Here is a 14967-nt window from a genome sequence, read left to right on the forward strand (position 1 = left end):
CAGCATTTCGCCAGATAGATGTAGCAGACAGTCAAGCGAGAGTGAATTGTGAGCAAGCGAGCCTTTAACTTCTGCGCCGGCCCGGCCGCGCTTCCCGAAGCCGTTCTGCAGCGTGCCCAGGCCGAGTTGCTCGACTGGCAGGGCAAGGGCCTTTCCGTCATGGAAATGAGCCACCGCAGCGACGACTACGTGGCTATCGCCGAAAAGGCCGAGCAGGATCTGCGCGACCTGCAGAGCATTCCCTCCGACTACAAGGTGCTGTTCCTGCAGGGCGGCGCCAGCCAGCAGTTCGCCGAGATTCCGCTCAACCTGCTGCCCGAAGACGGCACCGCCGACTACATCGACACCGGCATCTGGTCGAAGAAGAGCATCGAGGAGGCGCGCCGCTACGGCAACGTCAACGTCGCTGCCAGCGCCAAGCCCTACGATTACTTCGCCATTCCCGGCCAGAACGAGTGGCAGTTGTCGAAAGACGCCGCCTACCTGCACTACGCCAGCAACGAAACCATCGGTGGCCTGCAGTTCGACTGGATTCCGGAAACCGGCGACGTGCCGCTGGTGGTCGACATGTCCTCGGACATCCTGTCCCGTGAAGTGGACATCTCCAAGTTCGGCCTGATCTACGCCGGCGCCCAGAAGAACATCGGCCCCAGCGGCCTGGTGGTGGCGATCATTCGCGAAGACCTGCTTGGTCGTGCGCGCAGCAGCTGCCCGACCATGCTCAATTACAAGATCGCCGCCGATAACGGCTCGATGTACAACACCCCGGCGACCTTCAGCTGGTACCTGTCCGGCCTGGTGTTCGAATGGCTGAAGGAGCAGGGCGGTGTCGCCGCCATGGAGCAGCGCAACAAGGCCAAGAAGGACCTGCTGTACAAGGCCATCGATGCCAGCGAGTTCTACAGCAACCCGATCGCCAAGAACGCCCGCTCGTGGATGAACGTGCCGTTCCGCCTGGCGGACGAGCGCCTCGACAAGCCGTTCCTGGCCGGCGCCGATGCCCGCGGCCTGCTCAACCTCAAGGGCCACCGTTCGGTGGGCGGCATGCGCGCCTCCATCTACAACGCCGTGGGCCTGGACGCGGTCGAGGCGCTGGTCGCCTACATGGCGGAGTTCGAGAAGGAGCACGCCTGATGAGCAACGACGCCAATACCGACCAGGCCCTGCAGGCCCTGCGCCTGCGCATCGACAGCCTGGACGAGAAGATCCTCGAGCTGATCAGTGACCGTGCGCGCTGTGCCGAGGAAGTGGCGCGGGTGAAAATGGCCACTCTGGCCGAAGGCGAGGTGCCGGTGTTCTACCGCCCCGAGCGTGAGGCGCAGGTGCTCAAGCGCGTCATGGAGCGCAACCGCGGCCCACTGGGCAACGAGGACATGGCGCGGCTGTTCCGCGAGATCATGTCCTCCTGCCTGGCCCTGGAGAACCCGCTCAAGGTCGCCTACCTCGGCCCGGAAGGCACCTTCTCCCAGGCGGCGGCGATGAAGCATTTCGGTCACGCGGTGATCAGCCAGCCCATGGCGGCGATCGACGAAGTGTTCCGCGAGGTGGTGGCCGGTGCCGTCAACTTCGGCGTGGTGCCGGTGGAGAACTCCACCGAGGGCGCGGTCAACCACACCCTCGACAGCTTCCTCGAACACGATCTGGTGATCTGCGGCGAAGTGGAGCTGCGCATCCACCACCATCTGCTGGTCGGTGATGCCACCAAGACCGACCGCATCACCCGCATCTATTCCCACGCCCAGTCCCTGGCCCAGTGCCGCAAGTGGCTGGATGCCCATTATCCGAACGTCGAGCGCGTGGCGGTTTCCAGCAACGCCGATGCGGCGCGCCGGGTGAAGAGCGAGTGGAACTCGGCGGCGATTGCCGGCGACATGGCCGCCAACCTGTATGACCTGACCCGCCTGGCCGAGAAGATCGAGGATCGCCCGGACAACTCCACGCGCTTTCTGATCATCGGCAACCAGGAAGTGCCGCCCACCGGCGACGACAAGACCTCGGTGATCGTCTCGATGCGCAACAAACCCGGTGCCCTGCACGAGCTGCTGGTGCCGTTCCACCAGAACGGCATCGACCTGACCCGCATCGAAACGCGCCCGTCGCGCAGCGGCAAGTGGACCTACGCCTTCTTCATCGATTTCGTCGGCCACCACCGCGACCCGCTGATCAAGGACGTGCTGGAAAAAATCAATGGGGAAGCCGTGGCGCTCAAGGTGCTGGGTTCCTATCCCAAGGCAGTACTTTAACTGCGGCTCCAGGCCGCGGGTTGCGGGCGACAGGCAACAGGCTTGTGCTCGCTGCCCGGGCCTGCAGCCTGAGGCCTGACTATGAGTTGTGATTTCATCGCCCTGGCCCAGCCAGGCGTACAGAAGCTGTCCCCCTACGTGCCAGGCAAGCCGGTCGACGAGTTGGCCCGTGAGCTGAACATGGATCCGGCCAGCATCGTCAAACTGGCCAGCAACGAAAACCCCCTGGGCCCGAGCCCCAAGGCGCTGGCGGCGATCCGCGCCGAGCTGGATGAGCTGACCCGCTACCCCGACGGCAATGGTTTCGCCCTGAAGACCCTGCTGGCCGAGCGCTGCGGCGTGACCACCGCCCAGGTCACCCTGGGTAACGGCTCCAACGACATCCTCGAGCTGGTCGCCCGCGCCTACCTGGCACCCGGCCTGAACGCGGTGTTCAGCGCCCATGCGTTTGCCGTCTACCCGATCGCCACCCAGGCCGTCGGCGCCCAGGCCAAGGTCGTACCGGCGGTGAATTTCGGTCATGACCTGCCGGCGATGCTGGCGGCCATCGATGCCAATACCCGCGTGGTGTTCATCGCCAACCCCAACAACCCGACCGGTACCTGGTTCGGCAAGCAGGCGCTGGGCGACTTCCTCGCCGCCGTGCCGGAAAACGTGCTGGTGGTGCTGGACGAGGCCTATATCGAATACGCCGACGGCGACGAGTTGCCAGACGGCCTGGATTACCTGGCCGATCACCCCAACCTGCTGGTCTCGCGTACCTTCTCCAAGGCCTACGGCCTGGCTTCGCTGCGCGTCGGCTATGGCCTGAGCCGGCCGGACGTGGCCGACGTGCTGAACCGCGTCCGCCAGCCGTTCAACGTCAACAGCTTCGCCCTGGCCGCGGCCTGCGCAGCCTTCGACGATACCGAGTACCTGGCACGCAGCCGTGAAATCAACACCGCCGGCATGCTGCAGCTGCAGGAAGGCTGCCGTGAACTGGGCCTGAGCTGGATTCCGTCGAAGGCCAACTTCCTGGCCATCGACTTCGGCCGTGACACCGCGGCGATCAATCAGGGCCTGCTGCATGAAGGCGTGATCGTGCGCCCGGTCGCCGGCTACGGGATGCCCAACCACCTGCGCGTTTCCATCGGCCTGCCGGCCGAGAATGCCTGCTTCCTGGAAGCGCTGCGCAAGGTGCTGAACGCGTGACGCAACGCACTGCAGTCCTGCAGCCGCTGGTCGAGCGCCTGGTCGTCGTTGGCCTGGGGCTGATCGGCGGCTCCTTCGCCAAAGGCCTGCGTGCCCGTGGCGTGTGCCGTGAAGTGGTGGGCGTCGACCTGGATGCGCAGTCGCGGCGTCTGGCCGTCGAGCTGGGCGTGGTCGACCGTTGCGAAGAAGCACTGGCCGCCGCCTGTCAGGGCGCCGACGTGATCATGCTGGCCGTTCCCATCCTGGCCATGGAGCGCGTGCTCGGCGAACTGGCCAGGCTGGATCTGGGCGACGCCATCCTGACCGATGCCGGCAGCGCCAAGGGCAATGTAGTGCGCGCTGCCAGCGCGGCGTTCGGTGGCGTGCCGGCGCGCTTCGTGCCGGGCCACCCGATCGCCGGCTCCGAGCAGAGCGGGGTGGAGGCGGCCAATGGCGAGCTGTTCAAGCGCCACAAGGTGATCCTCACGCCCCTGGCGCAGACCGATGCGCGAGCGCTGCAACGTGTCGACCAGCTGTGGCGCGAGCTGGGCGCCGATGTCGAGCACATGCAGGTCGAACACCACGACCAGGTGCTCGCCGCCACCAGCCACTTGCCCCATCTGCTGGCCTTCGGCCTGGTCGACTCGCTGGCCAAGCGCAACGAAAACCTGGAGATCTTCCGCTACGCCGCCGGCGGCTTCCGCGATTTCACGAGAATCGCCGGCAGCGACCCGGTCATGTGGCACGACATCTTTCTCGCCAACCGCGAGGCCGTGCTGCGCACCTTGGATGTATTTCGCGACGACCTCGACGCCTTGCGCGACGCGGTCGACGCAGGGGACGGGCATCATCTGCTGGGCGTATTCACCCGCGCCCGGGTGGCCCGCGAACATTTCAGCAAAATACTGGCCCGCCGGGCCTATGTGGACGCTATGCACTCGAACGATTTGATTTTCCTGGCAAATCCTGGCGGCAAGGTCGCCGGTCGCATCCGCGTACCGGGCGACAAGTCCATCTCGCACCGCTCGATCATGCTCGGCTCCCTGGCCGAGGGCACGACCGAGGTCGAGGGTTTCCTGGAGGGCGAAGACGCCCTGGCGACCCTGCAGGCCTTTCGCGACATGGGCGTGGTCATCGAAGGCCCGCACCATGGCCGCGTGACCATCCATGGCGTCGGCCTGCACGGCTTGAAGCCGCCACCTGGTCCGATCTACGTCGGCAACTCCGGCACCTCGATGCGCCTGCTCTCCGGCCTGCTGGCCGGCCAGCCGTTCGACGTGACCATGACCGGCGACGCCTCGCTGTCCAAGCGCCCGATGAACCGTGTGGCCAACCCGCTGCGGGAAATGGGCGCCGTGGTCGAGACCGGCCCGGACGGCCGTCCGCCGCTGACCATCCGTGGCGGCAGCAAGCTCAAGGCGCTGACCTACACCCTGCCGATGGCCAGCGCCCAGGTGAAATCCTGCCTGCTGCTCGCCGGCCTGTACGCCGAAGGCGTCACCACCGTGACCGAGCCGGCGCCGACCCGCGACCATACCGAGCGCATGCTGCGCGGCTTCGGTTATGCGGTCGAGTCCAACGGCCCGGTGGCCTCCCTGCAGGCCGGCGGCAAGCTGACCGCCACCCGTATCGAAGTGCCGGCGGACATTTCCTCGGCGGCGTTCTTCCTGGTCGCGGCGTCCATCGCCGAAGGTTCCGACCTGCTGCTCGAGCATGTCGGCATCAACCCGACCCGTATCGGCGTGATCGAGATCCTGCGCCTGATGGGCGGCGACATCAGCCTGGAAAACCCGCGTGAAGTCGGCGGCGAGCCGGTGGCCGACCTGCGCGTGCGCGGCGCCAGGCTCAAGGGCATCGAGATTCCCGAGGAGCTGGTACCGCTGGCCATCGACGAATTCCCGGTGCTGTTCGTGGCGGCGGTCTGCGCCGAAGGCCGCACCGTGTTGCGCGGCGCCGAGGAGCTGCGGGTGAAAGAGTCCGACCGTATCCAAGTCATGGCCGATGGCCTCACCAGCCTGGGCGTCAAGGTCGAGCCGACTGCGGACGGCATCATCATCGACGGCGGCCAAAGCATCGGCGGCGGCGACGTGTACAGCCACGGCGATCACCGTATCGCCATGGCCTTCAGCGTCGCCTCGCTGCGCGCCACTGCGCCGATCCGCATCCACGACTGCGCCAACGTCGCCACCTCGTTCCCCAACTTCCTGGCCCTGGCCGAGCAGGTGGGCATGCGTGTCGCCGTGGAGGGCAAGCAATGAACCTGAATGCGCCGGTGATCACCATCGACGGGCCCAGCGGCTCGGGCAAGGGCACGGTAGCCGGCCTATTGGCCAAGCATCTGGGCTGGAACCTGCTCGACTCCGGCGCGCTGTATCGCCTGCTGGCGTTCTGCGCGGGTAATCATGGCGTCGATCTGAGCAACGAAGCGTCGCTGAAACTGCTGGCCGCCCATCTGGACGTGCAGTTCCTCGCCGCCGGCGACGGCAAGCCCCAGCGCATCATCCTCGAGGGCGAGGAGGTGACCGACGCCATCCGCAACGAGACCGTCGGTGCCGGGGCCTCCCAGGTTGCCGCACTGCCCGCCGTGCGCGAGGCCCTGTTGCAGCGCCAGCGCGCCTTTCGCGAAGCGCCGGGGCTAATCGCCGACGGGCGGGATATGGGCACGGTGGTTTTCGAAGACGCGCCGCTGAAGGTTTTTCTCACCGCCAGCGCCGAGGAACGTGCCAATAGGCGTTACCTGCAGTTGAAGGCCAAGGGCGATGATGTTAATCTCGCGAGTCTTCTCGATGAGATCCGGGCGCGCGACGAGCGTGATACCCAGCGTGCGGTGGCTCCGCTCAAGCCGGCAGCCGACGCAATCCAGCTGGATTCCACCCAGCTGTCTATCGAGCAGGTGCTGGAAAGAATCCTGAGCGAAGTCGCCAATCGCGACCTCGCCGGTTGAAAAGAGCCAATTTCGGCTCGCAAGGGAGGCATACGGGAGACCAGTCCCAGTCCCGTAGGCCTCTTTTTATATGAATAAACCCGCATTGTCTGGAATGCGGAGCAGGGCGAATCCCCGCCCGACCCTACAGGAATCAACATGAGCGAAAGCTTTGCAGAACTTTTTGAAGAAAGCCTGAAGTCCCTCGACATGCAGCCGGGTGCCATCATCACCGGCATCGTGGTCGACATCGACGGCGACTGGGTTACCGTTCACGCTGGCCTGAAGTCCGAGGGCGTCATCCCTCTGGAGCAGTTCTTCAACGAACAAGGCGAGCTGACCATCAAGGTCGGTGACGAAGTACACGTAGCGCTGGACGCGGTCGAAGACGGCTTCGGTGAAACCAAGCTGTCCCGCGAAAAAGCCAAGCGCGCCGAGTGCTGGATCGTTCTGGAAGCAGCTTTCGCCGCCGAGGAAGTGGTCAAGGGCGTTATCAACGGTAAGGTTAAGGGCGGCTTCACTGTCGACGTTAACGGCATCCGTGCGTTCCTGCCAGGTTCCCTGGTCGATGTCCGTCCGGTGCGTGATACCACTCACCTGGAAGGCAAAGAGCTCGAGTTCAAGGTCATCAAGCTGGACCAGAAGCGCAACAACGTTGTCGTTTCCCGTCGCAGCGTCCTGGAAGCCGAAAATAGTGCCGAGCGCGAAGCGCTGCTGGAATCGCTGCAGGAAGGCCAGCAGGTCAAGGGTATCGTCAAGAACCTCACCGACTACGGCGCATTCGTGGATCTGGGTGGCGTCGACGGCCTGCTGCACATCACCGACATGGCCTGGAAGCGTATCAAGCATCCGTCCGAGATCGTCAACGTTGGCGACGAGATCGACGTCAAGGTTCTGAAGTACGATCGCGAGCGTAACCGTGTTTCCCTGGGCCTGAAGCAACTGGGCGAAGACCCATGGGTTGCCATCAAGGCGCGTTACCCGGAAAGCACCCGCGTCATGGCGCGCGTGACCAACCTGACCGACTACGGCTGCTTCGCAGAGCTGGAAGAAGGCGTGGAAGGTCTGGTACACGTTTCCGAAATGGACTGGACCAACAAGAACATCCACCCGTCGAAAGTCGTTCAGGTTGGCGACGAAGTGGAAGTCATGGTTCTGGACATCGACGAAGAGCGTCGTCGTATCTCCCTGGGTATCAAGCAGTGCAAGACCAACCCATGGGAAGACTTCTCCGGTCAGTTCAACAAGGGTGACAAGATCTCCGGCACCATCAAGTCGATCACCGATTTCGGTATCTTCATTGGTCTGGACGGCGGCATCGACGGCCTGGTTCACCTGTCCGACATCTCCTGGAACGAAGTCGGCGAAGAAGCCGTACGTCGCTTCAAGAAGGGCGACGAGCTGGAAACCGTCATCCTGTCGGTCGACCCGGAGCGTGAGCGCATCTCCCTGGGCATCAAGCAACTGGAAGAAGATCCGTTCTCCGACTACGTTGCTGTCAACGACAAAGGCACCATCGTTCGCGGTACCGTGAAGGAAGTTGACGCCAAGGGCGCCATCATCACTCTGGCCGACGGCATCGAAGCCACTCTGAAAGCCTCCGAAATCAGCCGTGACCGCGTTGAAGACGCGCGCAACGTTCTGAAAGAAGGCGAAGAAGTAGAGGCCAAGATCATCAGCGTCGATCGCAAGAGCCGCGTGATCAGCCTGTCCGTCAAGTCGAAAGACGTCGAAGACGAAAAAGAAGCCATCAAGGAAATGCGTAAGCAGGAAGTTGAAACTTCCGGTCCGACCACCATCGGTGATCTGATTCGTGCGCAGATGGAAAACCAGAACTAAGTTCGGGTGATCCACAAAAAGGGCGACTTCGGTCGCCCTTTTTTATGCCTGTCATTTTGGGAAAAACGCCCCCCGCAAGCCGGATTCAATGACCGATTCTGGCGGTTTTCCGTGCTCGCCGAAACGCACTCAGCCTCGGACCTGCCGGCTGAACGAGCCGTGCAGAATCTGGATAGCGATCTGCAGTAAACGGCTATTGCCCATTCGTACCCGCTCTTAATCTGGCCCTGCCTGATACGCCCCCTGTGGCGTTGCCTGATAAGAACAACGGAGGGTACGACCCCATGACCGGCACACTCGATCGCCTTGCCCGGCAGCTCACTGAATCCGTTCAGGAGGATCCTGCCAAGGGTATTTTCCGCTGCCGCCGCGACGTCTTTACCGACCCGGATCTGTTCGAACTGGAGATGAAGCACATCTTCGAGAGCGGCTGGGTCTACCTGGCCCACGAGAGCCAGATCCCCGAGATCAACGATTACTTCACCACCCATATCGGCCGCCAGCCCGTGGTCATCACCCGCGACAAGGGCGGCGAGCTGCATGGCCTGATCAACGCCTGTGCCCACCGTGGTGCCGTGCTGTGCCGGCGCAAGCAGGGCAACAAGGGCTCGTTCACCTGCCCATTCCACGGCTGGACTTTCAGCAACGTCGGCAAGCTGCTCAAGGTCAAAGACGCCAAGACCGGCGGCTACCCCGACAGCTTCGACTGCGAAGGTTCCCACGACCTTACGCGCCTGGCGCGCTTCCAGAGCTACCGGGGTTTCCTGTTCGGCAGCCTCAGCGACGCGGTGCCGGCGTTGGAAGATTACCTGGGCGAAACCCGGGTGATCATCGACCAGATCGTCGACCAGGCGCCCGAAGGCATCGAAGTGCTGCGCGGCAACTCGTCGTACTTCTACGATGGCAACTGGAAGCTGCAGATCGAGAACGGCGCCGACGGCTATCACGTCAGCTCCGTGCACTGGAACTACTCGGCGACCATGCAGCGCCGCAACTACGAAGCCGAAGGCACCCGCACCGTGGATGCCAACGGCTGGTCGAAGAGCGTCGGCGGCTTCTATGCCTACGACCACGGCCACATCCTGTTGTGGACGCGGCTGATCAACCCCGAAGTACGCCCGGTATTCGAGCATCGCGACGAACTGGTGGCCAAGTTCGGTGAAACTCGCGCCGACATTATCGTCGGCCAGACCCGCAACCTGTGCCTGTACCCCAATGTGTACCTGATGGATCAGTTCTCCACCCAGATCCGAGTGGTACGCCCGATCGCCGTCGACAAGACCGAAGTGACCATTTACTGCTTCGCGCCCAAGGGCGAAAGCGACCAGGCCCGGGCGCTGCGTATTCGTCAGTACGAGGATTTCTTCAACGTCACCGGCATGGGTACGCCGGACGATCTGGAAGAGTTTCGCGCCTGCCAGACCGGCTATGCCGGCCAGGCCGCACAGTGGAATGACCTCAGTCGTGGCGCCAGCCACTGGATCGAAGGAGCTGACGACAACGCCAGGGCCATGGGCATGCAGCCCTTGCTCAGCGGCGTGAAGTCCGAGGACGAGGGGCTGTTCGTGCGTCAGCACGCCCACTGGGCGCAGGTGATGAGCAAGGCCATCGATAGCGAGCGTGCGAAGCTGATCGCCACCGACGGGGAGTGCGTAGCATGAGCGCCAATCGACAGCTGATCCTCGATTTCATCTACCGCGAAGCGCGCCTGCTCGACGACCGTCAATGGGACGAGTGGCTGGAGTGCTATTCGAGCAAGGCGGTGTTCTGGATGCCCGCCTGGGACGATAACGACGGGTTGACCGAAGACCCGCAGCGGGAAATCTCGCTGATCTACTACCCCAACCGCGAAGGGCTGGAGGACCGGGTGTTTCGCATCAAGACCGAGCGCTCCAGCGCCAGTACGCCGGAGCCGCGCACCGCGCACTTCATCGCCAACCTGGAGGTGCTCGAGGAGAGCGCCGAGCAGGTACAGGTGCGCTTCAACTGGCAGACCCTGAGCCATCGCTACAAGAGCACCGATGTCTACTTCGGCACCTCGTTCTACCACCTGGACATGCGTGGCGATCAGCCGTTGATCACCCGCAAGAAGGTGGTGCTCAAGAACGATTACGTGCACCAGGTGCTCGACATCTACCACATCTGAGTCGATGCGCTGCCGCTTAGCTTCCGTGCCCGGTGGCAGCGCCGAGGTATTGCCATGACGTACACCATCGCCCTGAGTTTCGAAGATGGGGTCACCCGCTTCATCGACTGCAAGGCCAACGAAAAGGTGCTGGATGCCGCCTACCGCAACCGCATCAACCTGCCCATGGACTGCTCCGACGGCGTGTGCGGCACCTGCAAGTGTCGCTGCGAAGACGGCGAGTATGACCAGGGCGAGGACTACATCGAGGACGCCCTCAGTGACGACGAGGCCGCCCAGGGCCTGGTGCTGACCTGCCAGATGGTGCCGGCCTCGGATTGCGTGATCGCCGTGCCGGTGCCGTCCACCGCCTGCAAGACCGGCACGGGCAGCTTCGAAGGCGAGTTGGTGTCGATCACCCCACACGCCGATGCGGCCCTGGAGGTCGCCTTCGATATTGCCAGCGGCGCAGTAGCGCCGAGTTTTCTGCCGGGGCAGTACGTGAATATCGGCGTACCTGGCGGTACTCAGACCCGTGCCTATTCGTTCAGCAACAAGCCCGGTGAGTCGCGCTTCGGTTTTCTGATCAAGCGTGTGCCGGGTGGGCTGATGAGCGCCTACCTGGATCAGGCGCAGCCGGGTGAGCGCCTGCAGTTCACCGGGCCGCTGGGCACCTTTTACCTGCGCGAAGTGCGTCGCCCGTTGCTGTTGCTGGCTGGCGGCACCGGCCTGGCGCCATTCCTGTCGATGCTCGAAGTGCTGGCCGAGCGCGGCTGCGAGCAACCGATCAGCCTGATCTACGGGGTCACCCGGGATCTCGATCTGGTACTGGTCGAGCGCCTCCAGGCCTTGGCCGAGCGCTTGCCGACCCTGGTGTTCATCACCTGTGTGGCCGAGCCGCAGTCCGGGCACCCACGCAAGGGCTACGTCACTCAGCACATGAGCGCGGCGATGCTCAACGACGGCGATGTCGACGTCTACCTGTGCGGGCCGCCGCCGATGGTCGATGCGGTGCGCCAGCACTTCACCGAGCAGGGCGTCACGCCAGCGAGTTTCCATTACGAGAAATTCACCCCGACCCAGGTGCTCAGCACCGATCGGCACGCCCTGACGGCCTGAGGAGAGCGCCATGCACAAGCGATTCGACAACAAGGTGGCATTGGTCACCGGGGCAGCGCAGGGCATTGGTCGGCGGGTGGTCGAGCGCCTGGCGACCGAGGGCGCGCGCATCGTCGCGGTGGACCGTGCCGAGCTGGTTCATGAACTCAACGGCGAGCTGGGGCAGGGCGCCGAGCTGCTGACGCTGGCCGCCGACCTGGAGCGCTACGAGGACTGCCAGCAGGTGATGAGGCAGGCCGTGGAGCGTTTCGGTCGACTGGACATTCTGATCAACAACGTTGGCGGCACCATCTGGGCCAAGCCCTTCGAGCATTATCGCGAAGCGGAAATCGAAGCCGAGGTGCGCCGCTCGCTATTCCCGACCCTATGGTGCTGCCACGCCGCCTTGCCGGTGATGCTGGAGCAGGGCAGCGGCGCCATCGTCAACGTGTCGTCCATTGCCACCCGCAGCCTCAATCGCGTGCCCTACGGCGCGGCCAAGGGCGGCATCAATGCGTTGACAGCCTGCCTGGCGTTCGAGAACGCGCAGCGGGGGATTCGCGTCAATGCCACCGCTCCGGGTGGCACCGAGGCGCCGCCGCGGCGCATCCCGCGCAATGCCGCCGAGCAGAGCGAGCAGGAAAAGGCCTGGTACCAGCAGATCGTCGACCAGACCCTCGACAGCAGCCTGATGAAGCGCTACGGCACGCTCGATGAGCAGGTCGGTGCAATCCTGTTTCTGGCCTCCGACGAGGCCTCCTACATCACCGGCGTGACCCTGCCGGTCGGTGGTGGTGATCTGGGCTGAAGGCTTCATAAGAGTTCAACAGGACGGCAACGCCGGCCACGGCTTCACAACAACAATAAGAGACCCATGCCATGCGTAACCTCGACGTCAACGACGTGATCGACAATGCCCGTTTCAATTCCTTCCACTGGCTGGTGATGTGCCTGTGCGCCTTGCTGCTGATCTTCGACGGCTACGACCTGTTCATCTACGGCGTGGTGCTGCCGGTGATCATGCAGGAGTGGGGGCTCACTCCGCTGCAGGCCGGTGCCCTGGGCAGCTACGCGCTGTTCGGCATGATGTTCGGCGCACTGCTGTTCGGCAGCCTGGCCGACAAGATCGGCCGCAAGAAGGGCATCGCCATCTGCTTCGCGCTGTTCAGCGTGGCGACCATCGTCAACGGCTTTGCCACCAGTCCCACCGAGTTCGGCATCTGCCGCTTTATCGCCGGCCTGGGCTGCGGTGGGCTGATGCCCAACGCCGTGGCGCTGATGAACGAATATGCGCCGAAGAAAATGCGCAGCACCCTGGTGGCGGTGATGTTCAGCGGCTATTCGTTGGGCGGCATGCTGTCGGCCGGTGTGGGTATCTTCATGCTGCCGCGTTTTGGCTGGGAGTCGATGTTCTTCGCCGCCGCGCTGCCGTTGCTGCTGTTGCCGGTGATTCTCTGCTACCTGCCCGAATCCATCGGTTTTCTGGTGCGCCGCGGCGAGCATGACAAGGCCCGCGCCTTGCTCAACCGTCTTGACCCCGCCCAGGGACTGGATGCCGATGTGCAGTTGACCATCAACGAGCGCAAGGGCGGCGGCGTCTCCGTGCTGGAACTGTTTCGCAACGGCCTGGCGGTGCGCACCCTGGCGATCTGGGTGGCGTTCTTCTGCTGTCTGCTGATGGTCTATGCGCTGAGTTCCTGGCTGCCGAAACTGATGGCCAGCGCCGGTTATAGCCTGGGTTCGAGCCTGTCGTTCCTGCTGGCCCTGAACTTTGGCGGTATGGCCGGAGCGATTCTCGGCGGCTGGCTGGGCGACCGCTTCAACCTGACCAAGGTCAAGGTCGGCTTCTTTATTGCCGCGGCGGTGTCGATCAGCCTGCTTGGCTTCAAGAGCCCGATGCTGATGTTGTACCTGCTGATCTTCATCGCCGGAGCAACGACCATCGGCACGCAGATCCTGTTGTACGCCGGCACCGCCCAGCTGTACGGCCTGTCGATCCGCTCCACGGGCTTGGGCTGGGCCTCGGGCATCGGCCGCAACGGCGCCATCGTCGGCCCGCTGCTCGGCGGTGCGCTGATGGGCATCGAACTACCGCTGCAGCTCAACTTCATGGCCTTTGCCATCCCGGGCGCCATCGCGGCCCTGGCCATGCTGGTGTTTGCCCTGAATAGCGCCAGTGTCGACAAGCTAGGCCTGCAACCCAGCAAAGCCTGATCGCTACCTCCCATCCGTACTCTGATCCATCCCTGTCCACCTCCTCGGTGGACGGGGAGCGGCTGCGGCCGCCTGCTTGATGGAGCGATGCAATGAAGTTGTTCAAGGACATGTCGCTATCGGCGCCCGTCGCCGGCTTTATCGCCACGGTGATTTCCTATGCCGGCCCGCTGGTAATTATCTTCCAGGCGGCGCGCACGGCCGGTCTGCCGGCCGAGCTGCTGTCGTCGTGGATCTGGGCGATCAGCATCGGCAGTGGCGTGCTGGGCATCGTGCTCAGCCTGCGCTACCGGGCACCAGTGGTGATCGCCTGGTCGGCGCCGGGCTCGGCGTTGCTGGTCAGCCTGTTGCCGCAGGTGAGTCTCGGCGAGGCGGTGGGCGCGTACCTGGTGGCCAACCTGATCGTGCTGGTGGTGGGCCTCAGCGGCGCCTTCGACAAGCTCGTCGCCCGCTTACCGCTGTCGGTATGCGCGGCGATGCTGGCGGGCATTCTGTTCAACTTCGGCAGTGCGCTGTTCACCTCGCTGCAGGAACAGCCGCTGCTGGTGCTGGCGATGTTCGTCACCTACCTGGTGTGCAAGCGCGTGTCGCCGCGCTACGCGGTGCTGGCAGTGTTGCTGGTCGGCGTTGGGCTGGTGATCGGCCGCGGCGAGCTGAGCGCCGACGCCTGGGTGATCGGTTTGGCGACGCCGGTGTGGATAACCCCGGAGTTTTCACCGATGGCGATGCTCAACATCGGCGTACCGCTGGCGGTGGTGGCGCTGACCGGGCAGTTCATACCCGGCATGGCTTTGCTGCGCAGCAGCGGTTACGGCGAGGTGCCGGCGCGGCCGTTGCTGGCAGGCTGTGGCCTGGGCAGCTTGCTGTTGGCGCCCTTTGCCTGCCATGGCCTGGCGCTGGGGGCGATTACCGCGGCGATCTGTACCGGCCGTGAGGCCCATGAACGGCCTGAGCGGCGCTACGTGGCTGGTGTGGTTGGCGGTGTTTTCTATCTGCTGTTCGGCCTGTTCGGGGCAACCCTGGTCAGCCTGTTCAGCGCCTTCCCTCAAGCGTTGGTGGCGGCATTGGCAGGGCTGGCGCTGTTCGGCGCTATCGCAGCTTCCCTGGCCGGGGCCATGGCCGTGCCGCAAGAGCGCGAAGCGGCGCTGGTGGCCTTTCTGGTTACCGCCTCGGGCATGTCCTTTCTCGGCCTGTCGGCGGCGTTCTGGGGACTGATCTTCGGGCTTTTCGCCCATTGGCTGCTGACCCATAAAACCGCGCCCGGCGTCGAGCAGGCCGTGCGTTCCAGACCCGATCAAGCGACTCGCTGAACGCCGATTTCCTGATCCGGCTCTCCGCGCTGCTTGGCGCGGGGC

12 protein-coding genes are annotated in these 14967 nt (G+C 64.0%); all 12 read left to right on the forward strand.

The window, feature by feature from the left end:
* Positions 1-48: 48 nt before the first annotated feature.
* The 12 genes from serC to K8U54_RS22730 all read left to right on the forward strand — a co-directional run bounded on the left by serC (position 49) and on the right by K8U54_RS22730 (position 14922).
* Positions 49-1134, forward strand: a complete 1086-nt coding sequence (serC, locus tag K8U54_RS22675) for a 3-phosphoserine/phosphohydroxythreonine transaminase (protein WP_249907918.1) — start codon at positions 49-51, stop codon at positions 1132-1134.
* Entirely contained in the window at positions 1134-2243 is a 1110-nt protein-coding gene (pheA, locus tag K8U54_RS22680; protein ID WP_070886259.1) for a prephenate dehydratase, read from the forward strand. Before serC ends, pheA begins: the two co-directional genes overlap by 1 nt.
* Before the next feature lie 81 nt (positions 2244-2324).
* Positions 2325-3434, forward strand: a complete 1110-nt coding sequence (gene hisC / locus K8U54_RS22685) for a histidinol-phosphate transaminase (protein WP_249907919.1) — start codon at positions 2325-2327, stop codon at positions 3432-3434.
* The gene (locus tag K8U54_RS22690; RefSeq protein WP_249907920.1) at positions 3431-5671 is read left to right on the forward strand and encodes a bifunctional prephenate dehydrogenase/3-phosphoshikimate 1-carboxyvinyltransferase; all 2241 of its coding nucleotides are present in this window, start codon (positions 3431-3433) and stop codon (positions 5669-5671) included. The genes hisC and K8U54_RS22690 overlap by 4 nt, the downstream gene beginning before the upstream one ends.
* Positions 5668-6357: a (d)CMP kinase gene (gene cmk, locus K8U54_RS22695; protein ID WP_249907921.1), complete on the forward strand. Its 690-nt coding sequence runs from the start codon at positions 5668-5670 to the stop codon at positions 6355-6357. Before K8U54_RS22690 ends, cmk begins: the two co-directional genes overlap by 4 nt.
* A 138-nt stretch (positions 6358-6495) precedes the next feature.
* Complete coding sequence (gene rpsA / locus K8U54_RS22700) at positions 6496-8175, forward strand: 30S ribosomal protein S1 (RefSeq protein ID WP_013791124.1); 1680 nt, start codon at positions 6496-6498, stop codon at positions 8173-8175.
* A 284-nt stretch (positions 8176-8459) separates the two neighbouring features.
* The gene (locus tag K8U54_RS22705; protein WP_249907922.1) at positions 8460-9836 is read left to right on the forward strand and encodes a Rieske 2Fe-2S domain-containing protein; all 1377 of its coding nucleotides are present in this window, start codon (positions 8460-8462) and stop codon (positions 9834-9836) included.
* Positions 9833-10321 (forward strand): benzoate 1,2-dioxygenase small subunit, encoded by a 489-nt coding sequence (benB, locus tag K8U54_RS22710; RefSeq protein WP_249907923.1) that lies wholly within the window; start codon positions 9833-9835, stop codon positions 10319-10321. The genes K8U54_RS22705 and benB overlap by 4 nt, the downstream gene beginning before the upstream one ends.
* 54 nt (positions 10322-10375) lie before the next feature.
* Positions 10376-11419 carry a benzoate 1,2-dioxygenase electron transfer component BenC gene (gene benC, locus K8U54_RS22715; protein WP_249907924.1) on the forward strand — a complete coding sequence of 348 codons (1044 nt, stop codon included), beginning with the start codon at positions 10376-10378 and terminating at the stop codon, positions 11417-11419.
* A 10-nt stretch (positions 11420-11429) separates the two neighbouring features.
* Positions 11430-12206 carry a 1,6-dihydroxycyclohexa-2,4-diene-1-carboxylate dehydrogenase gene (locus K8U54_RS22720; RefSeq protein WP_249907925.1) on the forward strand — a complete coding sequence of 259 codons (777 nt, stop codon included), beginning with the start codon at positions 11430-11432 and terminating at the stop codon, positions 12204-12206.
* Between the two features lie 71 nt (positions 12207-12277).
* Positions 12278-13612: an MFS transporter gene (locus tag K8U54_RS22725; RefSeq protein WP_249907926.1), complete on the forward strand. Its 1335-nt coding sequence runs from the start codon at positions 12278-12280 to the stop codon at positions 13610-13612.
* A gap of 92 nt (positions 13613-13704) precedes the next feature.
* Positions 13705-14922 (forward strand): benzoate/H(+) symporter BenE family transporter, encoded by a 1218-nt coding sequence (locus tag K8U54_RS22730; protein ID WP_249907927.1) that lies wholly within the window; start codon positions 13705-13707, stop codon positions 14920-14922.
* The last annotated feature ends 45 nt before the right edge of the window (positions 14923-14967 follow it).

Source organism: Pseudomonas fulva (assembly GCF_023517795.1).
In the GTDB taxonomy this organism is placed as follows: domain Bacteria; phylum Pseudomonadota; class Gammaproteobacteria; order Pseudomonadales; family Pseudomonadaceae; genus Aquipseudomonas; species Aquipseudomonas fulva_D.

What these genes read in the sequence shown, in the direction of transcription:
- K8U54_RS22730 (WP_249907927.1), top strand. Translation starts at nt 13,705, where the DNA reads ATGAAGTTGTTCAAGGACATGTCGCTATCGGCGCCCGTCGCCGGCTTT.
- K8U54_RS22705 (WP_249907922.1), top strand. Translation starts at nt 8,460, where the DNA reads ATGACCGGCACACTCGATCGCCTTGCCCGGCAGCTCACTGAATCCGTT.
- cmk (WP_249907921.1), top strand. Translation starts at nt 5,668, where the DNA reads ATGAACCTGAATGCGCCGGTGATCACCATCGACGGGCCCAGCGGCTCG.
- K8U54_RS22720 (WP_249907925.1), top strand. Translation starts at nt 11,430, where the DNA reads ATGCACAAGCGATTCGACAACAAGGTGGCATTGGTCACCGGGGCAGCG.
- pheA (WP_070886259.1), top strand. Translation starts at nt 1,134, where the DNA reads ATGAGCAACGACGCCAATACCGACCAGGCCCTGCAGGCCCTGCGCCTG.
- benC (WP_249907924.1), top strand. Translation starts at nt 10,376, where the DNA reads ATGACGTACACCATCGCCCTGAGTTTCGAAGATGGGGTCACCCGCTTC.
- K8U54_RS22725 (WP_249907926.1), top strand. Translation starts at nt 12,278, where the DNA reads ATGCGTAACCTCGACGTCAACGACGTGATCGACAATGCCCGTTTCAAT.
- rpsA (WP_013791124.1), top strand. Translation starts at nt 6,496, where the DNA reads ATGAGCGAAAGCTTTGCAGAACTTTTTGAAGAAAGCCTGAAGTCCCTC.
- hisC (WP_249907919.1), top strand. Translation starts at nt 2,325, where the DNA reads ATGAGTTGTGATTTCATCGCCCTGGCCCAGCCAGGCGTACAGAAGCTG.
- benB (WP_249907923.1), top strand. Translation starts at nt 9,833, where the DNA reads ATGAGCGCCAATCGACAGCTGATCCTCGATTTCATCTACCGCGAAGCG.